This window comes from Fluctibacter halophilus, assembly GCF_020687825.1.
Taxonomy (GTDB): Bacteria; Pseudomonadota; Gammaproteobacteria; order Enterobacterales; family Alteromonadaceae; genus Fluctibacter; species Fluctibacter halophilus.
Map to the genome: position 1 here is coordinate 404242 of NZ_JAJEWP010000002.1, position 19019 is coordinate 423260.

Below are 19019 nucleotides of genomic sequence, written 5' to 3' on the forward strand. Positions count from 1 at the left end.
TCTCTACAGCCTGCCACTTTGGGTATTTCATGGTAAGCTCCACCCATGAACGAAAAAATCACTTCTGAACCTTATACTCCTGCCCAGATTGCTGCCTTGCAAGCGATGGGGATTGGGATGTGGCATGTTTTTGACAGTACCTCGTCAGCTGGCGTCCAGGTCAGCGAAACTCAACCTGAAGCGGCGCCAGGCAGCGAAGTGCGCAAAGGAATACCCGCATCGGTGTTGGCGCTGAGAACATCGGCTGAAAAAACACCGCCTGTGGCGCCATCCGAACCAAGCGCTGCGGTTGATGCGCCGGAGCAGGGACAAGCCAGCCCTGTTTTGGAAGTGACGGGCAAAATCGTCATTGTCGCCGAACAGCCATCAAGCCTGCCTCGTTGGCTGGCGGACGTGTTTGCCCTGTTGCAACTAGAAGAAGCTGACTGGCTGTTTGACACCAGCGACGCGTCTGCACACTATCCTGGCGCCAGGATGGTCTGGCAAAACAGCGATAATATCCGGTTGTCTGACGGCAGGTTATCGCTGCCGCTGACAACAACACTCACTGGGGCGCAGAAATGTGCACTGTGGGATTGTATCGGACCGCTGTTACCGTGACCCTCAGCATTGTTGCGCTGCCCGAACAGGATGGCGTTGCAGCCCATCACATTCATCAGCAAAGTCATGTCCAGCCCTGGTCACAGTCGACGTTCATCGACACACTGACCGAGCCCTATTTTACGCTGGCGGCCTATCACGGCAACGTGCTCGCCGGGTATGCGATTGGTTTACAGGTACTGGATGAAATTACCCTGATGGATATCGCCGTGGACCATGACCGCAAGCGTCAGGGCATTGGGCGTGAGTTATTACAGCAGTTTATCCGTGAAAGTCATCAGCGGCAGGGCAGTGTGGTGTGGTTGGAAGTGCGTGGCTCAAACAGCCCGGCAATCCAGTTGTACCAAAGCATGGGGTTTGAATTGATGGACCGCAGGAAAGACTATTACCCGACCACCACAGGTCGTGAAGATGCGCTGATGATGCGCAAATCACTGACCGATGTCAGTGGCGTCTGACATCGGCCTGAAAATAGAGGGAAATTAACGGATGTTGGCGCGACTCAGGTTCAGCTGAGCACCGGTGCTGCCCCGCTCTACCGCCATTTCAACGATGGCAGAAGAATTGAAATTGCACCCCGCACACATGGCAATAAACTGGTTCATGTTGGGGCTCCCCACATTCTTTTCCCAGTTTTCGTAAGTTTTACGGGTCTTCACATTGGCCAGTTTAGCCATTTGAACGGTGGTTAGGCCTGCTTCCAGACGCATTTTGCGCAAATCTGCACCGGTAATGTACATGACGGGTTCCTCGCCTGTTTTTGTTATTGAAACGACGACAGTCACGCCCAAGGCGGCAACTGTATTCTTTATAGGCTGAGTCTATGCCAGAGGATGTGGATTCGGCTCCACAAAGTGAAAAAATCTAACCGAAGTAACTAACTGATTGATTTTGAAAGGTTAATAATTTGTCCGGTGGGGCGGGTTAATGTAAGCGGTAACATGCGGAGGGGACAGGCGTCCCCGCAGGGAGCGCCTGTCGTACCGGTTAGTCATTGACAGTGACCAGATCCCAGATTTGCTCGTACCAGGATTTTTCCTGCTCTTCAGCAACGGGGGGCTTGGTTTTGCTGCCGGTACCAGCTTGTACAGTACCAGCAAAAGTCAGGGTCAGGGTTAACAGTACAGCAATCAATTTAACGTTTTTCATCAGTTTTTCCTCGGAATGTGTGTGGGTAAAAATGTGGATTAGAATCCACATTTATGGTGGATTATGCTGGTTTTATAAGCAAATTGGCAGTGCTGGGCACAAATTGGCCGCACCGTACCGATTGGCGATGTCAGATACGAGGAAAAAAGGGTGTTTTATAAAGGTGACGGGTATGCGAACACATACCGTTGATGTCAGGCTTTTAGCAGTCTTGGTAGCAGGAGGCGGTAGCTTTCGTTAAAAATGACCCAAACAGCATAGGTTGCTAAAGCTTGAGCTACATACGGATAAGTATAGTAGACATAGGTGATTTTGATAAAACCAAATACAGAACGAACAATGTATTCGGCAATCATGATCAGCTGAAGAAAACTTGCCACTCCATATAATTTAAAAATATGCCAATCCAAATTGATTGATTCGGCTTTTTGGGGGAAATAATCACCTGTAAACCCGACGCGAACAAATACTAGATACCTTACAAGAAAAGCATTTGTTGCGACAAAAACGTACCAGTAGATTTCTGGTGCACTTTTGTCAGAGAAATACCAGTAGGCTTCAGATAACAACGCGATGGTAATGGTGGTTAAAAATACCTTAGATAGTTCGTCGAATCTCGTTTTGTAGTAGACAAATAAGGCTAGCCCGTAGAATACGGCTTTCACAAGCAATTCATGATTCGCCTCGCTGATACTCCACCCTGCTTCTTCAAGCAGCCGTTGGATCACTAAAATCACCACGACCCCCAGCACATTGACGTTTTTTCGGCAGATCAGTGCGGTGAAAATCAGTACCCCGATAAAAATCCGGTCAAACAGCAGGGCGTTACCAAAGGTATAGAAGCCCGCAAAGACAAACAGCCCTCCGAAGAGGGCTGTTAGTATTTTGGGCGTGTAATGGCGAAGGAGCATCAGCTATGGGTAAAACCGAAATAATCCATCACGGTAGAGAAGAATGACTGGCGGGTTTGCTCTGACGCCTTCTGTCGGCACACAGACCACCATTTGCTGATGACTTCTACCCCGATACTGTTCATTGTCTCGGGTTTTTCATTTTCAATCGCAGATACAGTCTCACGGCTGATGCCGATACGTACAGCCAGTTCTTCCTGGGTGTATCCGGATTCTTTTCTGAGGGCCCGCAGCTGCGCACCACTAAAATTCTTTCGACGTGCCATGGCGTTTCTTCTACCAATTACGAACGTTTTTCGATAAGAGCGCTTACAGGTAAAAAAATTACCTCTAAGCGAATATATGACAAAGTTTGCGCGGAGTAAATCTTTAGGTGCACAAATTATCGGATTTTTTGCCGATATGCGCGGCCCGAATGAGGACATTTGCACATGGGTCGTATACAATGCGCGGCCGTATTTCCTTTAACCCGCAAGAGTTCAGAGTCAACCCATGGGATTGCAGCAAGAAGTCGACAAGCGCCGCACCTTTGCGATCATTTCTCACCCCGACTTGAACCGGTAAGACAACTTAAGCCACCTAAAGACAGAAATATTAATAAAAACAAAATGTTATAAGACGTCTTGGGTTGTCATATTGACCATCAAAGCCTACTTTTGCCACCCTGAGTCACAGGAAATGGGTACAAATTTGGGTACAAATTCTTGTGTGCAAAGGGCTTAAAAAAATTTTGTACCTTTTCTTAGTTTTCAATAACTTAGAGGAAAGGGTATGGCACTTACTGAATCGTGGTTAAAAGCGCAGTACGGTAAATCAAAAACCAAAGAGCTTGTTAAAGCTGATCGTGATGGGCTATGCGCTCGCGTATCTCCAAAGGGTAAAGTGACCTATTCGTTGCGGTACTACTACAACGGTAGCCGAAAACGGATTGACTTAGGTTCCTATCCGTTAATGTCACTCAAAGAAGCCAGAGTCGAGGCGCTCAGGCTTCGTAAAAAGCTAGAAGAGGGGCATGATCCAAAGATCGTTCGCCAGCTTGAGAAGCAGGCTATTATCGCCGCTGAATCGCTGTCAGGGCTTTTTGACCTTTGGTATGACTCATACTGCATAAAGAACAAAAAAGGCCATCATGAGATCAAGCGAAGCTTTGAGCTTCATGTATTCCCTAAACTCGGTTCACTGCCTGCCGAGCGCATCACTTTGCATGCGTGGCTCGATCTACTAGAGCCAATAGCGAACAAGCGCCCAGCCATCGCCGAGCGTTTGCTGGTAAACACCAAGCAGCTCTATAAGTTTGCGGTGAAGCGAAAGCTGGTTCCAGTCAATCCGCTCGCGGACATCTTCGCTAAAGAAGACCTGCAAATTCAGAAACGCTCAGTAGACCGTTGTCTGTCTGACGAAGAAATTAAAATGCTATGGCTTGCTGTTGATTACTCACGTATCACGCCGAAGAACAAGCTCTTCGTTAAGCTATGCCTCATCTATGGATGCCGCAATGGAGAGTTAAGACAGGCCGAGAAGAAGCACTTCGATTTTGACGCTAGTGTCTGGACGATCCCGCCGGAAAATCACAAGCTTGGCAAGAAAAGTAAAAAGCCGTTACTGAGGCCAATTACTCCTACGATTAAAGGTTATTTGAAACAGGCTTTTGAGCTGAGTGCTGGGAGCCCTTATGTCTTTACAAATGATGGAACGACTGAAATGCTTGGAATGAGAGCACCGCTCGCCATCCCATATAATATTCTCCAGTACTTACGCAGGCACGAAAACTACGAAATGCCGCACTTTTCTATGCATGATTTGCGCAGAACGATGAGAACAAATCTTTCCAATGGCATTACAGATTTTGTCACCGCAGAGGTAATGCTTGGCCACGCTGTTGGTAGCTCTGTTGCAAGGGTCTATGACCATTATGATTATCTCAAAGAGCAAGCAGAAGCTTATGAAAAGTGGTGTCGTAAGTTACATGAAATGGTCGGTGAAGAACTTCCAGAACCATTGAATGACAATGTGGTGGAGATGAGAGGGCGCAGAACTGCATAAAGATGGGGTGCGATGCACCCCGTTTAGTTTCAGTGGAAATTGTTGTCTTCAGGCTCTTCTCTGCTTCGGCTAATTTCCTCCTGCTCATTTAAGAAGCGATCAATCGAAGTCAGCTCCCGTTGTCTGGCATCCCATAGCTCAACATCTTTCTTAAGCCAAAGGTTTGAGCTGCCAGCCATCTTAATCGCTGGAGCAGGAAACGGATTGTCAGGTTTGTTCATTCGACGAAAAATCGTTCTTGATGAAACTCTATATCTGTCGGCCAAGTCTTTTGTGTTCAGGTAAATATCGGTCATGGTCTTTCTCCATTAATGGTAAGTGATGTCGCTATGTTTTTGGGCTTTATCAAGGGCTTCTTGCTCATCAAGAAACTCATCAATTAGTGTTTGCCTGTCTTTGGGGATTTGACATGGCATTGGCTTTGTCCGTGATACGCTAACGCCACACTCCAAACAGTGGAGGCCAAGGCACAAGACGCAGCGATCACAATGGCAGGCGTAATGGTGAATTTGGCAGTTCTTAGCCATGCTTGTTCTCCTTTGTTTCGAATGTAGTCGAGGAATTGAAGATAACGCTCTCAATAGCTTTTCTGGTTTTTTGTAAACGAGGCATAAAACCTGTGATGGCATCGTCGTTGGAATAGCTCTTTGATGTGATGCTCAGTGTTCCAATAAACCAGAAAGTAACGGGTACAATTGTCATTGTGAAAAGGCAGACATACTTCTCTTCCTCAAATAAATACTGACTGTATTCTTTGAGCAGTAAGTAACTGCCTATAGCTAACGGAAGTGAAAACCAGAACAGAGGGCGCTTGATAGTGATGCGCTCAATGTCTCGAATTCGGTACGAGCGTCTAGCGGTTCTAAATAGGGTCGAGCTAACCAGCAAGCGACCAGACTGATAAATAACATCGCTCATTATTTTTCTCCCGTTAGTAAATCAATGAAGAAATTCATCTGCTTTTTTACTTGTTGCTGATATTGCTCTTGCGCCTCTTGTTCAAGTTGGCGCTTTTTATTAGCAAGAGCTTCCATGCGAGCTTTTTCAGCGACCAGCCTTTCTTGCTCTAGTGCTTTAGCTTCCATAGCTCTTTGCTTTTGCCTTGCTTGGCTTACGCCGCACGTTTCATCAAGGCTGGCTTCAGCAATGAGCTGCTTTTCTTTGTATTGCTGATCAAAGTGTTTGAAGGTCGCGGTATAAAGCGCTGCTTCTACACGGCCAGTGTTCAAAATGGCTGAAGCCATATTTTCTTGAATACACTTGCCAACGCTTTCTGGAAGTTTGTTAGCGAGGTGGAAGTCTCTGTACTGTATGGGTGTATCTACCATTAGTACGCGAGGAGTTAAGGTCGAATAGTGCAAGCCGTACCAAACTCCCACACTCATCATTACTGGAAATAACCAGTCGGCTGTTTTCTCAATCACTACTTGGTACATTTAGAAAGCCTCCGTAACATCGTTAATTAAATTTTTTGGCGATACGTCTAACTTTCTAAAAGCGAGCCAGTGGCAGCTATACGACGTGTTGCGGCTATAAAATCCTCCGAAGGCATCGAGGTATGCACAGCGATAGCCTTCATCGGCAATAAGAAGCGCGGGGATACCTTGGGTTACTAGACCCCAGACAAGAAAGGCTGGTACTAATCCACCGGTTAGTGCCCACAGAGCATTCAGTGGCTTTAGAATAATGTTGGCCGCTGGCAGCTCGGTAGGTTTTGAATAATGAACAGTTACACGTTTCATGTTCTTGCCTCCCGATATGAGATGGATACCTTGGGATTAAGCGGAAGTTTTCCGCCCTCCAATGGGTTATCATCGAGTATCGCGTGCCATTCAGGGACGTGATGATAAGGAAGGCGCTTGCATCGAATAGGGGGTAAGCCATGCTTGGAGATAAGGATGATTTGTTCATCCTCACCTAAGCGTAATAGCTCCTCTGGCATTAGGAGAGGCCGACCAGATTCTGATGTAGAGTTTTTTAAATCAGACCAAGGAGAAGTTTTGTCTTCCCCTAAACTGTGACTCTTCACGGTTGTTTGACCGATTGAATCCGATATTTCCTTGGCTTCCTGATAAGACGTAATGCTATTGAACTGCTTTAAATCACATTGGCTGTAAATGGTCTCAGTCTGTTCCTCACCGTTGACTCGTCGTGATTCCGATTTGGCTTGGAAAGCAGATCGAGTTCTAAAACCATTGCCTCTTAGGGCTGTCATATCTGCTGCGAATCCAGGCAATGGCATGTTGGTGGCCTCGTCGAGGCAAAAGAAAACTGGAATGTTGCCATCAACCTTGAAGAGCGCCTTAATCGCCATTTTAGTGACTAATCCTAGCCATGGAGCGTAAACGTCTTTACGGTCATGGCGAGCCATGATGTAAACTGTAGTTGGTTCTCGTTTTAACGATTCAAAAGTAAAATCCGAAGCAGATACTGAATCAGCTAATGGTGAACTGGGTGAAAATGGTGAGAGGGCTTGCAGCGCGCCACTTCTGAAGCTCGCAAAATGATCGTCGGTTGCCGCTAAAATATCGGATGCGCGAGTTGATAGCTCTCCACAAAGAACATCCAGCTTTTTTGCTTCCTCTAACGTCTCTTTTAATTGCTCGGCATTTCCAATAACACGAAATAGCTCGGGGAAAATGCAGCTTGAGGGAGCGGAACAGGCGAAGAACAACATCGCAGTAATAATCTGATCACGAGCACCTTGTCGAAAATAAAAATTCCCATCATCTCCTTTACTTGGTTCTGGAACCAATAGCAGCGCCACTTCAGTTGCATCCGCAACAGCGAATTTATTCAGTGGCTTATGCGAGATATCATCAATGACCCCTTGGAGTGGATTAAAACGTGTATTGCCGAGGTTGTATAAATTATCTGGGTTTAAAAAGACTACCTTGTGGCCATGTTTTTCTGCGCACAATTTGGATGTCATGTAGCCGTGCTCGCCCTTAAGGTCAGTAACGACCATTGAAGCGGCTTGGCTATTACCTCTGCCATCTGGAATTCGATAGCCATGGGCAAGAATTCCACCAATAACTAGGCTTTTGCCGCTTCCAGCCGGAGCCACATTTAGCGCATGAGTCGGGGTATAAAACAAAGGGCCATGTTCATCGATGCCAATTGGAATACCATTATTGGGATCGTAAAGGTTGGCTGCTTTTTTCTGTTCAAACGTCGCATAAACTGTATTGCCATGAATATCTGATGGCGTTTCATTTTGATACCTAAGTTGAGCTTGATACTTTCCATACTCATAAGCTGTCCAAGTACTCTTCAAGTTCTTGATCAGCATGAGTACGCCAACAAATAAATACACATATGTAATCCAGTGCAAGCTGTCTTTGTGGTTGTATAAAGCAATGCTGAGCACGCCCCAGAAAACCACCCATACCAAATTATTTAAAACCTGCCGTTGATGTTGAGTTGATAGGGATTTCATTCGTCATCCCCTTTAGTCAAATCTTTATTAAGCTGGATAATGCGCTTGATGGCTGTAACAAGTGTTTCTAAGCTCTTGAGGCTTACAGTACTTTCTTCAATTGGCTCGGCAATGGTCTGCCTATGTTTTGCCCATTGAGCCCAGACCAAAAAGATGGGAGAAACTTCCAGCAGGATCACCATTAATGCGATTGACCAGCCATTGGCTATATAAAGAACTGACAGGTAGATTGGGGAGCTCACGCGCCATTCAGGCGGTTGTTCAATTTTTATATCTTGCTCCTCCAACGCTGCAATAATGCTTTCCGAAATGATTCCCATCTCTCTGTTTACACGCGCCATATGGGTTGCTTGATCACGGTCATGTGTGGAAACCATGGTCTGCTCAAAACCGCTGAGCATGGTTTTTACCTGAAGTGCTAGGTTCTGCTCCGATAATGTCTGAAAGTCGGTGAAGAAGTTGCGTTGCGCTTTGGTGTATGCTTCCAGTCCGTCAAATGGCGAACCATTTACCGGAATTGCTCTACGCATCCGTTGGATTTGGATATTTGCGCTATCCAATAGCGAATTGATATTGATTTCTGATTGAATAAGAAGGTCAGAAATGCCGTTGAGCTTGTCTTTACCTTCGATAATCCGGCGGTATATCTCACCGCGACCACCAACACCAGTAACGAGGCCGTTCTCTTCACTTTTTGCTAAGTCTTCAAGAGAGCCAACTTTACTTCGTACAACATCTTTGAAGAGCAGTATGCGATTAGCAGATTTTGCTGCATGGTTGATCGAATTTTGAGCATCTACGATTCCTTCTTCCATATGAAGGCGGTAAGCTGTGTTGTGATAGACGTATACGAAGCTAGCCATACCGGAAACAAGCACAGCGAAGATCGGCGTCAATATATGAACCGCCCAAAGGCGCTTATCACGATATAGAGGGTCAATGGTGATGAATATAGTCTCTTGTATTTTCCAGAGGCCATATAGAACAATGCCAACAACGATGGCTATTAGCCAACAGATAGCATGCTGCCAGAAGGTTTCGGCTCCCATAATCAGCTCCATACCTAATGCGCCGGTTATGGTGCCAACTATGATCAGCGGTATAGTAATAAGCTTAAAAAGCCTCGATTGGTTTTGATTTGTCATAGCTTTTCTCCTGATGCCTATAATTGACGTTCAGGATTTATGCTATTGATATGAGCCAAATATACTCGGCACATATCGCGTCCAAAACTCGTAGAAATTCCGTAAACTGTTTAAATGGTGAACAATTTGGAAGGGTTTAAACCATATCTTGTACAGAAAGGGGGTTCCCCTGAACGCAGAAATGAGTTCTATCGTAGAAACGATCGTGATTATCAAGACGCTTTAGTCGAAGTTTTTCGTCAAACTATTAGGGAGTTGAAAGGAACTGAGCTTGGAAGACCTGTCCGTATCCTTCAAGAGATGGCTACGTTCAGTGCAGACGTGCATTCTGAATTAGAGCAGCGTTTTACGAATATGTTGGATAATGTCAGAAGGGGGAAAAGCAAAGGTATTGGTGACCCTGAGTTTTTTGAGCTGATGGAAAGCTTTGTGTGGAAGCATCGACCAGAAAATATTCGAGGTTTAAGAGCTGGCTCTCTTGTTAAACACTTAGGGAATGCAATATCAGTTTTTATAAGTCCCAACGAATATGATCGCGCATTAGCAATACGATACGAAAGTGATATTGAGTACATTCCTGAGCGCCCTTTAGAATCTGGAGTGCCACCACTAGAGGAGGGAGTGGTTTATAGAGCTGCATATCTTACTTCCTTTGATCAGGAGCCAGTTAAATGGAGTGAGTTATCTGGCAGATTTAAGCTGAAAACAACGCAGTCACAGGAGGAGATAGATAATAGTTATTTTGCCATCAAGAAGTTAAAAGGAAATCCATACGATTTTGTGATCTCGTTTAATGAGGCTACAGGTAATCAAATTCATTATGGAGTCCATTTGCCACAGCGAAATTTGATTTTGTTGAAGTCCTTTAGAACTAACTTCCCTGTTTATGTTGATTATTCATTGAGTACGAAAAACTCTTATAGCAAAGACACTTCTCGTCACCCGCGATCCCATACGATTATAAAAAACTATTTTGAACCGCTTGGGGAGTGCGATGTTGACCCAAGCTATTCCAATCCAAAAGAAGTCGCCTATGCAAAGCAGCGAGCTAACGAAATATTTACTAATTTTGGTTTTTAATTGATTTAATTGGGTGATATATGGCACTACCTCAGAAGTGGCAATACAAGGATGAAGGGACTAATGGAATGGAACCGTGTATTTTGCGTGCGGCAGAGCGAGGCGACATAGAGGAAGCTCTGTCTGCAATGAAAGGTAGACCAGACTGTATAAACGATACTGATGATCTTGGAATGAATGCGTTGCAGGTTGCTATCGTTTCAATGCGTACTGATTTTGGGCTTTTCCTGCTAAATAATACGGAGGTATCCTCGTTTATCTGTTTACATGAGGATGACCAAGGCCGTAATGCCTATATGCTGGCGCTTATGGGCGGTGCGCCAAAACTCAGAGAGGCGCTTGATGAGAGAATCCGAAAAGAATACGGTTTATGGTGGGAGCTTGAAGATAAAAAAGACGCCGAACTAGAGGCTGCTAATCCAAAGCCACCGACTCCATGATTTAGGTTAAATCGAAACAAATCATATCTAGCCACTTCTTTTTCTGCTCTAGGCTTGGCCCATCGCCGTAGCGTGGGCGAGCATACTTGTGACCCATAAGCGCAGCCTGAACCTTTTCTGGCGGCTCTACCGCTGTCAAACGATCCTCAAAACTATGTCGCAAGCTATATATTGAATGCTCGGTTGTGGGCAATAAACCATGATTGCGCAAAAAGCCGTTTAGGTTTGCAGATAGTTGATCAGCTTTCCTGTAATAATGCTCAAATCCTTGCGGTAAATTTTGGAAAGCAAATAACGAAGCGCCAACCAATGGTATCTGCCTTTCGCTTTGAGCCGTTTTAAGTGCTTTGTCTTTTGCAGGTCGTATAAAGATATACGGAATAGGTGCATCAAGCCTGATATCTCCATTGGAGGCATCTAAACCTAGTAGCTCAGAAGGGCGAGCGCCAGTGTCTGCCATCGCAAATAAGAAAAGCTTCGCCTCTGGATGCAGCCCATCCAAATTTTTTATATTTAGCAGGTTATCCCTAATGTGGCTCGTTTCGAAAGGGGGGCGAGTGCTGGCACGGTTTGCAAATCTAACCCTTGAAAACAAGTAGCTGATATCGATGTCCAGTTTTTGATCATCACGGGCGAAAGCAAACAGTGATCTCAAGTGAGAAAAGTCTTTGTTTGCAGAGCTGGGTGATAAACCTTCGTTTTCTATCCTACCAAACCACCATTCCCTGAGGCCGAGGATATGATCACGGGTTACTTTGTCAATCGGCATGTCAGAATATAGTGATACAAGGTTATCAACTGCTTTAAGGCGCGGGTTCTTCCACTTTTTAATCTGATGGGCGCTTTTATTAGTCATGTCTGCCCTGTAGTAGTCGCAGAATCTGTTCAAGGTTTCCCTTATGGTCGGTGCAGTAGAACTATGCTTTCCTAATACAGCTTCTACTTTCTCCTGTTCGCTCGATACGACTGGTTGGATTGTGTTGAGCCTGCTTACTAATTCGGAGCTGCCCGCGCTAATAATCTGATCCATCGTCAAATACGGAAAACCATGTGCTTGTGCAATTTCTTTGGCTTGTTCTAATTTGCTTTCGGCCTCTTCGTGTCCGTTTGAACGCAAATCAGACCACAGTGAATCCAACTGAGTGTTTAATAGGGTGGCACGTTGTTTGGCCATGGTCATGGAATCTGTCTTTAGTGAAAGTTGAACGAAGTCGCCATCATAAAATCGCGCAATATCTTTCGGTATACGCCGCTTGTAATGAAACCAATTTCCCCGTCTAAATAAATACTCCATGTGGCCTAAATGTTCCCAAAATGTATAACAAATTTAACCCAATAACCCATAAGGAATGGTTAAAGAAAGGTCAAATATAAGTGGGAATTCAACTATATCAGTGACTTAGCATTTATGATGGGATGTTCATTGCAGGGGAAAATGGCGGACACGGTGAAAATCAATACAGTCGAAAATACCGCACCAAGTTATTGTAAATAATAGATTTAAAAATTACGTAAATCCTAAATGTTCCCAAAAAGTTACCAAAATGTGCGACAAAAACTAGCTGTTAAAATGGTTTTTTATGTTGCTGACCGTAAGCAATTAATTTGGCTTTTTCCACAAGTTTTTCTTTTTCTCCATATTTATCGAGCTTGCGTTGAAGGTCAACAAATATTGGAAGATAGTCGTCGCCGTACTCAGCCACAACCTGAGCCGCGATTACATAAGCTTCTTTTATATCTTCGTAAGTAACGCTTTCAAAGGATGCGCGTTGCTGGAATTCCGCATTGAATGGTCTAGCCTGTTTGCGTGGATCAAGTTCTTGAATGACCTTATCAATATCCCAATCTCTCGTTCTAGTCATGGCGCATCCTAAACCCTTTATCTTTGATGCCTGACTGACTCGTATAATATTCAGAAGGGCTGTTTAGCCACTTCTGAATATCGCGTACTCGGAAAGCCAGTTTGGTTTCGCGATTATCCAAGGATAGGTTCTGAGGGGGCGGAAACCGGCCTTCACGAATTCTGAAATTGATGTCTTGTATGGAGAGGCTGCATAGCTGCACAGCAGTTTCGAGCGAGACGAGAGCGTTTGACTGGAGCATGAGAGAGGCCAATACGTTTGCTTCGCAATGACCAACTTGACTGTCGCCAGATGTTGCGAAGGCTTTGCTTAGGCTTTTGCTGATGTCGTTCATTGTCGCCCCTTCAAGTCTGATTTGTAAGTATGGGAAATGAATTGCGTGTTCATTCCCCATAACCAACAAGCCCCGTTAAGGTAGTGGCGACATCCCCCCATAGAAAAACGGCATCGTAGCTATGAGCTTAGGATGCCGCCTACCAATATTAAAACACATAAAGGTTAAGAAACTCTTAAGCAGGGAAGGGCTTCTGAGTATGCCATTGTTTTTCTAACGGTGTCGTAGATCGGCCAAACTTGTCCCGCCCTTATGCTCTAATGCCTTGCAAAGCGCAGAAATTTTGTAAAGGCAAAATAGTGCAACCGTGTTCTCGTTCGCTACGGCTCTCTGCGAGCCGCACCACTTACCCGATTTTACCTTTACAAAATTCCTACGCCCCGCTGTTCGGCTCGCATAAGGCCGAGACAGGCTCGGCCTAAGAATCCATTGAAAGGAAAAAACAATGACATACTCAGAAACCTACAACGCCGAAAGTAAAGCTCCAACGCATAGTGCGCGTATTAAGCACGGGCAGGGGAAACAGGCTCACTTTGAGACAGTCGGTGTAGCTTGGCTAAACGAAGATGGCAAAATCACCGTTCAGCTTTACGGCAAACAAATTGTTGAAGGCCGTATCTACTGCTCAAGAATTAAAAATTCCGAAGCATAAAAACACAAATCTGTACTGCCGAAGACGGTGGTACAGATTTTCCTCATACCCAAATATGGCGAGCGAAAAACTTAGCACGAAAATAATTTTGTGCTAATGTCTAAGCGTGTCTTAACATGTCGCAACCACCGAAAAATCAAGCATTTACAGCATAAAAAATGCTGATCTATGATGCATTTGAACTGATTTTGGGTGGTGCGGAAAGTAAGGTGGCATGTCCACCTTGCGGTGGAGTGGGGAATACCCCACACCCGTTGGCTTTAACTAAATCTTAGAACATTTATGTTCATCATTGATAAGCCAACATGCAAGCTGTGCCTGCTAGTAGCAGGCCATCTTGGTGGGGGAAAACAGGCTTTTCCCCGCACCCCCCTTTGAAATGCGCTTCGGAGGGTAATGTTATGACTGGCACAACATCACGCAAGAGACCACCACCATTTTCACTTTGGCTCACTCCAGATGAGCGGCGTGAAATTGAGTATAGAGCCGAGCGAGCTGGCTTATCCATGGGTGGCTATTGCAAATCAATCATCTTCGATGCTCCTCCTCCGCGTCGATCACGTAGACCCGTGACCGAAAAGGTTGAGCTTGCCCGACTTTTAGGCTCTCTCGGGAAAATCGGGGGGAACCTCAACCAGCTTGCCCGCCAGATACACATTGAGGGATCAGTCGAAATACCAGAGCTAAAAGAAGCTCTGATCGACTTGGCCGAAATGCGGGCTGCGGTCATGGTGGCGCTCGGCTATAGGGAAGGCGACCATGACAAAGGAGCGACGTTACATTGATTATTCGATGCTCTCAGCGCTCAGGTGCTCGCAACCTTGCGACGCATCTAAATAACAAGCGCGATAACGATCATGTAACCGTCGCCGAGATTAAAGGACTGGTCGGGCTTAATCTGCACGAAGCCCTACTAGAGATTGATGCGGTATCAAAGGCGACTCGTTGTGAGCAGCCTTTGTTCAGCACGTCCTTTAATCCTCCCCCCGGTGCCGAAGTCACCGAAGCCCAGTTTGAAGACGCTTTCAAGCGTTTTGAAAAGAAGCTGGGCTTAACCGACCAGCCTCGTGTGGTGGTCTACCATGAGAAAGAAGGTCGAGGCAGACACGCACACGTAGTCTGGTCTCGCATAAATGTTCAGGAAATGAAAGCTATTCGCATGTCACACTTCAAGAACAAATCTATGGAGTTGAGCCGTGAGCTGTATCAGGAACACGGCTGGGATATGCCAAGAGGAATGGAAAACAAGCAAGAAGCAGATCGATTCAACCTCACACCAGCTCAATGGAATCAGCTCAAACGGCAGAAGGTCGATGCAAACGAGCTGCGTGGGCTGATTAAGGATGCTTGGCAGGCTTCGGATAATGTAAGCAGCTTTTCACACGCACTCAAAGAGCGTGGACTATTTCTAGCCAAGGGTGATAAGCGTGGCTTTGTGCTGATGGATCATACCGAAAAAGTATTTTCGCTATCAAAATTTGGCGACTTCAAAAGGAAAGAACTAAAGGCCAAGCTGGGTGATCCTGATGGTTTGCCCTCAGTCGCGATGGCAGCAGTGGAAATTCGCTCGATCTATAACTCAGAAATGAAATCCTTGATCAAAGAGCTGAAACAAAAGCATAGAAACGAAATGTTACCGCTTGAAGAAAAGAAGGCACTGCTGGTCACTATCCAGCGTGCTCAGCGACAAGAACAAAAAGATCAACATCGAGTGAAGCGAAACCTCACATCCAAGTCTGTTCGTGAAGGTTTCAAAAAGGGCATCCTTGGCCTGTTCGATAAAGTGACAGGTAAAGAGCGCCGATTAAGGCTGGTAGGGAAGGATAAGCTCAGCAAGCTAAAAGAACACCATGGCAATTCGCGGCAAAAGCTCGTTTTTGAACATAACCTACAACGAGCCGAGCTACAGAAAGAAATTCAGGCCAAACGGGATGAGCAGCGTTTAGAGCGCAAAGAACTGGCGAAACGTATCTTCGATATTCGTTCTCATAATCATGAGCAAAAGCGTGGCACCTTGTCACATAGGTTTGATTCCTCATCGCTGGATAAATCCAAGCAAAACGAGCTAGACCTGACAAATGATCATGAGGATAGTTATCAGGAAAAACGTAAGAGTGAAAGGAAGCGGGAGAGTGAGCAAAACAAACGCAAGAAGGGTAGATCATTCACTCGTTAGTGACCTGCCCCCTAGCAATGCACCTAAGTGCTTGTTTTTGATCAAATCGCGTACTTGGCACGCTTTCCTCAATCTAATGTAGAAAAGTCGGAGGTAAAAGCCTCATTAGCCTTGTTGATTCCCCAATTTTCCCTTATTGTCTCATGTGTCTAAGAGTGGATACGCTATGGCTGATGAAATTTTGACCTTGAAAGAGGTCGCCGACTATCTCAAGTTGGCAGAAAAAACTGCATACCGACTGGCCGCAGAAGGCAAATTGCCCGGATTCAAAGTGGGTGGCAGTTGGCGGTTTAAGAGGGAGGATGTCCTCCATTGGATTGAAGAACAGAAGAAGAAAGGTTAATTCATTTGAAAATAGTTCACGAGATAATGGCTGAAACAATAGAAAGGGAAAAAGAATGACAAGCATCCAACAACGTGCCGCCCTTCAACGTCAAATCTGGTCCATCGCCAACGATGTGCGTGGCTCAGTCGATGGTTGGGACTTTAAACAATATGTCCTCGGCACCCTGTTTTATCGCTTTATCAGCGAAAACTTCTCCAGCTACATTGAGGCCGATGACGAGAGTATTAATTACTCAGCACTTAACGATGATGTTATCACGCCAGACATCAAAGACGACGCCATTAAAACTAAGGGCTACTTCATCTACCCAAGCCAGTTGTTTGTGAATGTCGCCAAAAATGCAAAGACCAATGAAAGCCTGAATACCGACTTAGCCGAGATCTTTGCCGCTATAGAAGCCTCTGCCAGCGGATACCCATCAGAGGGCGACATAAAGGGCTTGTTTGCCGATTTCGATACCACCAGTAATCGTTTGGGAAATACAGTAAAAGAAAAAAATAGCCGTTTGGCTGACGTACTAAAAGGCGTGGCAGGATTGGAGTTTGGCAAATTCGACGCGGCTCATATAGACCTGTTCGGCGATGCCTACGAGTTCCTCATCTCGAACTATGCTGCCAATGCCGGTAAGTCCGGTGGCGAATTTTTCACTCCGCAGCATGTCTCCAAGCTAATAGCGCAACTGGCCATGCACAAACAAACCAGTGTCAATAAAATCTATGACCCTGCCGCCGGTTCCGGTTCGCTGCTTTTGCAGGCTACAAAACATGTCGACGCGCATACGATTGAAGAGGGTTTCTTCGGGCAGGAGATAAACCACACCACGTACAACCTGGCTCGTATGAATATGTTTTTGCACAACATCAACTACGATAAGTTCAATATGCAGCTGGGTAATACTCTAACCGACCCACACTTTGGTGAGGATAAACCCTTTGATGCCATCGTTTCTAATCCACCTTATTCAGTGAAGTGGATAGGCAGTGACGACCCAACGCTAATTAACGACGAGCGCTTTGCACCTGCGGGCGTACTCGCGCCTAAGTCCAAGGCTGATTTTGCCTTTGTACTGCATGCACTGAGTTACCTTTCGAGCAAAGGCCGTGCTGCCATTGTTTGCTTTCCTGGTATTTTTTACCGAGGCGGCGCAGAGCAGAAAATCCGTAAGTATCTGGTCGATAACAACTACGTCGAAACGGTCATTTCACTTGCGCCCAACTTATTTTTTGGTACCACCATCGCCGTGACGATTCTGGTGCTCTCCAAACATAAAACGGATACCAATACCCAGTTTATTGATGCGAGCGGGCTGTTTAAGAAAGAGACCAATAACAATACTCTCACAGATGATCATGTTAAGCAGATCATGGACGTTTTTGATAGCAAGGCGAATGTAGATCACTTTGCTCGGTCAGTGCCCTATGAGGAAGTAGCTAAAGACTACAACCTTTCCGTAAGTACTTATGTAGAAGCGAAAGACACCCGCGAAGTCGTCGATATTACTGAGCTCAATGCCGAACTGAAAGTTACCGTAACCAAGATTGATCAGCTACGAAATGAGATTGATGAGATTGTCGCGGAGATTGAGGGATGAGCAATCTAAGCTTTATGGAAAAGTTGCTGGATGGGGCTGACGTTGAACAAAAAACTTTAGGATGGGTTGGCGAAGTTCGCATGTGCAAACGCATTATGAAGAACCAAACCAGTGATGTTGGCGAGATTCCATTTTTCAAAATAGGGACTTTCGGTAAAGAGCCAAATGCTTTTATATCAAGAGATGTTTTTGAAGAATATATAGAAAAATATAGTTATCCAACGATAGGTGAAATTTTAATTTCAGCTAGCGGCACAATTGGAAGAGCCGTTATTTTCGATGGAAAAGAAGCATATTTCCAAGACAGCAATATTGTATGGCTAGAAAATAACGAAAGCAAAGTGCTGAATAAATATCTGTTTCACTTCTATAAAATAGCGAAATGGCATGTTTCTAATGGAGGGGTAATTAGTCGTTTGTATAATGATAATATCAAAAAGACGTCTATTCCCATACCTTGCCCAGACAACCCCAAAAAATCACTGGAAATCCAAGCCGAAATTGTCCGCATACTAGACACCTTCACCGAGCTGACCACCGAGCTGACCACCGAGCTGACCACCGAGCTTAATGCCCGTAAAAAACAATACAACTACTATCGCGAGCAGTTATTGAGTTTTGAAGAAGGAGAAGTGGAGCTCTTGCCTATGGGACATAGTGAGGTCGGTGAATTCATTCGTGGTGGTGGCTTACAGAAGAAAGATTTCACGGAGACAGGTGTTGGTTGCATTCACTATGGGCAAATTTACACGCACTACGGGACGTATACGGATACGACCATAAGTTATGTCTCACAAGAGTTTTTTAAAAAAGCTCGTAAAGCTACGTACGGCGACTTAGTAATAGCCACAACAAGTGAGAACGATGAAGATCTCTGCAAGGCTGTTGCTTGGCTGGGACGCGAAGACATTGCTGTTAGCAGTGACGCCTGTTTTTATAGGCACAAATTAAACCCTAAATACGTTTCTTACTTCTTTCAAACAGAGCAGTTCCACAAACAAAAAAGACAATACATTACTGGTGCAAAAGTTCGACGTGTGAATGCTGATAATTTGGCTAAAATATTGATCCCCATTCCTTCTCCAGAAGAACAGGCTCGCATCGTTTCCATCTTGGATAAATTTGACGCATTAACTAGTTCAATCACCGAAGGCTTATCCCGTGAAATCGAATTGCGCCAAAAGCAATACGAGTATTACCGCGATTTGCTGCTGAGCTTTCCTAAATCGGATATTGAGGTAGCTGCCTGAT

24 protein-coding genes are annotated in these 19019 nt (G+C 45.3%); 11 read left to right on the top strand and 13 right to left on the bottom strand.

The window, feature by feature from the left end; all coding sequences use genetic code 11:
• Positions 1–45: 45 nt before the first annotated feature.
• The gene (locus LJ739_RS10565) at positions 46–600 is read left to right on the top strand and encodes a hypothetical protein (protein ID WP_229160269.1); all 555 of its coding nucleotides are present in this window, start codon (positions 46–48) and stop codon (positions 598–600) included.
• Positions 597–1058: a ribosomal protein S18-alanine N-acetyltransferase gene (gene rimI, locus LJ739_RS10570; protein ID WP_229160271.1), complete on the top strand. Its 462-nt coding sequence runs from the start codon at positions 597–599 to the stop codon at positions 1056–1058. The genes LJ739_RS10565 and rimI overlap by 4 nt, the downstream gene beginning before the upstream one ends.
• Before the next feature lie 24 nt (positions 1059–1082).
• Here rimI and LJ739_RS10575 read toward each other — a convergent pair whose 3' ends face one another.
• The 4 genes from LJ739_RS10575 to LJ739_RS10590 form a co-directional block, all read right to left on the bottom strand.
• Positions 1083–1340 carry a helix-turn-helix transcriptional regulator gene (locus LJ739_RS10575; protein WP_229160274.1) on the bottom strand — a complete coding sequence of 86 codons (258 nt, stop codon included), beginning with the start codon at positions 1338–1340 and terminating at the stop codon, positions 1083–1085.
• 247 nt (positions 1341–1587) lie between these two features.
• A complete protein-coding gene (locus LJ739_RS10580; RefSeq protein ID WP_229160276.1) occupies positions 1588–1749 on the bottom strand; it encodes a hypothetical protein in 162 nt (53 codons plus the stop codon).
• A gap of 194 nt (positions 1750–1943) precedes the next feature.
• Positions 1944–2660 carry a hypothetical protein gene (locus LJ739_RS10585; protein WP_229160278.1) on the bottom strand — a complete coding sequence of 239 codons (717 nt, stop codon included), beginning with the start codon at positions 2658–2660 and terminating at the stop codon, positions 1944–1946.
• Positions 2660–2926, bottom strand: coding sequence for a helix-turn-helix domain-containing protein (locus LJ739_RS10590; protein ID WP_229160280.1), 267 nt, complete (start codon positions 2924–2926; stop codon positions 2660–2662). Before LJ739_RS10590 ends, LJ739_RS10585 begins: the two co-directional genes overlap by 1 nt.
• 505 nt (positions 2927–3431) lie before the next feature.
• Between LJ739_RS10590 and LJ739_RS10595 the strand changes: the two genes are divergently transcribed.
• Entirely contained in the window at positions 3432–4703 is a 1272-nt protein-coding gene (locus LJ739_RS10595; RefSeq protein WP_229160281.1) for a tyrosine-type recombinase/integrase, read from the top strand.
• Positions 4704–4732: 29 nt separating this feature from the next.
• Here the strand turns inward: LJ739_RS10595 and LJ739_RS10600 are convergent, their stop codons facing one another.
• The 6 genes from LJ739_RS10600 to LJ739_RS10625 form a co-directional block, all read right to left on the bottom strand.
• Positions 4733–4999: a helix-turn-helix transcriptional regulator gene (locus tag LJ739_RS10600; protein ID WP_229160284.1), complete on the bottom strand. Its 267-nt coding sequence runs from the start codon at positions 4997–4999 to the stop codon at positions 4733–4735.
• Between the two features lie 223 nt (positions 5000–5222).
• Positions 5223–5621 (bottom strand): hypothetical protein, encoded by a 399-nt coding sequence (locus LJ739_RS10605; RefSeq protein ID WP_229160285.1) that lies wholly within the window; start codon positions 5619–5621, stop codon positions 5223–5225.
• Positions 5621–6139 (bottom strand): hypothetical protein, encoded by a 519-nt coding sequence (locus tag LJ739_RS10610; protein ID WP_229160286.1) that lies wholly within the window; start codon positions 6137–6139, stop codon positions 5621–5623. The genes LJ739_RS10605 and LJ739_RS10610 overlap by 1 nt, the downstream gene beginning before the upstream one ends.
• Entirely contained in the window at positions 6140–6445 is a 306-nt protein-coding gene (locus tag LJ739_RS10615; protein ID WP_229160288.1) for a hypothetical protein, read from the bottom strand. It lies immediately after the preceding gene.
• Positions 6442–8142 (bottom strand): type IV secretory system conjugative DNA transfer family protein, encoded by a 1701-nt coding sequence (locus tag LJ739_RS10620; protein ID WP_229160289.1) that lies wholly within the window; start codon positions 8140–8142, stop codon positions 6442–6444. The genes LJ739_RS10615 and LJ739_RS10620 overlap by 4 nt, the downstream gene beginning before the upstream one ends.
• Positions 8139–9287, bottom strand: a complete 1149-nt coding sequence (locus LJ739_RS10625) for a hypothetical protein (RefSeq protein WP_229160290.1) — start codon at positions 9285–9287, stop codon at positions 8139–8141. Before LJ739_RS10625 ends, LJ739_RS10620 begins: the two co-directional genes overlap by 4 nt.
• Before the next feature lie 126 nt (positions 9288–9413).
• On the opposite strand from LJ739_RS10625, the gene LJ739_RS10630 reads away from it, so the two are divergent.
• Together LJ739_RS10630 and LJ739_RS10635 are read left to right on the top strand one after the other, a co-directional pair.
• A complete protein-coding gene (locus LJ739_RS10630) occupies positions 9414–10367 on the top strand; it encodes a nucleoside/nucleotide kinase family protein (protein ID WP_229160291.1) in 954 nt (317 codons plus the stop codon).
• A 20-nt stretch (positions 10368–10387) separates the two neighbouring features.
• The gene (locus LJ739_RS10635) at positions 10388–10807 is read left to right on the top strand and encodes an ankyrin repeat domain-containing protein (RefSeq protein ID WP_229160292.1); all 420 of its coding nucleotides are present in this window, start codon (positions 10388–10390) and stop codon (positions 10805–10807) included.
• Between the two features lies 1 nt (position 10808).
• Here the strand turns inward: LJ739_RS10635 and LJ739_RS10640 are convergent, their stop codons facing one another.
• The 3 genes from LJ739_RS10640 to LJ739_RS10650 all read right to left on the bottom strand — a co-directional run bounded on the left by LJ739_RS10640 (position 10809) and on the right by LJ739_RS10650 (position 13003).
• Entirely contained in the window at positions 10809–12101 is a 1293-nt protein-coding gene (locus tag LJ739_RS10640) for a DUF6538 domain-containing protein (protein ID WP_229160293.1), read from the bottom strand.
• A 271-nt stretch (positions 12102–12372) separates the two neighbouring features.
• Positions 12373–12669 (bottom strand): hypothetical protein, encoded by a 297-nt coding sequence (locus LJ739_RS10645; protein ID WP_229160295.1) that lies wholly within the window; start codon positions 12667–12669, stop codon positions 12373–12375.
• Positions 12662–13003: a helix-turn-helix transcriptional regulator gene (locus LJ739_RS10650; RefSeq protein WP_229160297.1), complete on the bottom strand. Its 342-nt coding sequence runs from the start codon at positions 13001–13003 to the stop codon at positions 12662–12664. Before LJ739_RS10650 ends, LJ739_RS10645 begins: the two co-directional genes overlap by 8 nt.
• A 445-nt stretch (positions 13004–13448) precedes the next feature.
• Here LJ739_RS10650 and LJ739_RS10655 point away from each other — a divergent pair, with 445 nt between their 5' ends.
• The 6 genes from LJ739_RS10655 (at position 13449) to LJ739_RS10680 (ending at position 19018) form a co-directional block, all read left to right on the top strand.
• Complete coding sequence (locus tag LJ739_RS10655) at positions 13449–13655, top strand: hypothetical protein (protein WP_229160299.1); 207 nt, start codon at positions 13449–13451, stop codon at positions 13653–13655.
• Between the two features lie 401 nt (positions 13656–14056).
• The gene (locus tag LJ739_RS10660; RefSeq protein ID WP_229160301.1) at positions 14057–14440 is read left to right on the top strand and encodes a plasmid mobilization protein; all 384 of its coding nucleotides are present in this window, start codon (positions 14057–14059) and stop codon (positions 14438–14440) included.
• Positions 14437–15831: a relaxase/mobilization nuclease domain-containing protein gene (locus LJ739_RS10665; protein ID WP_229160302.1), complete on the top strand. Its 1395-nt coding sequence runs from the start codon at positions 14437–14439 to the stop codon at positions 15829–15831. The genes LJ739_RS10660 and LJ739_RS10665 overlap by 4 nt, the downstream gene beginning before the upstream one ends.
• A 166-nt stretch (positions 15832–15997) precedes the next feature.
• Entirely contained in the window at positions 15998–16174 is a 177-nt protein-coding gene (mads1, locus tag LJ739_RS10670) for a methylation-associated defense system helix-turn-helix domain-containing protein MAD1 (RefSeq protein WP_229160304.1), read from the top strand.
• Positions 16175–16229: 55 nt separating this feature from the next.
• The gene (locus tag LJ739_RS10675; RefSeq protein WP_229160306.1) at positions 16230–17768 is read left to right on the top strand and encodes a type I restriction-modification system subunit M; all 1539 of its coding nucleotides are present in this window, start codon (positions 16230–16232) and stop codon (positions 17766–17768) included.
• Positions 17765–19018, top strand: coding sequence for a restriction endonuclease subunit S (locus tag LJ739_RS10680; RefSeq protein ID WP_229160309.1), 1254 nt, complete (start codon positions 17765–17767; stop codon positions 19016–19018). The genes LJ739_RS10675 and LJ739_RS10680 overlap by 4 nt, the downstream gene beginning before the upstream one ends.
• Position 19019 lies beyond the last annotated feature (1 nt).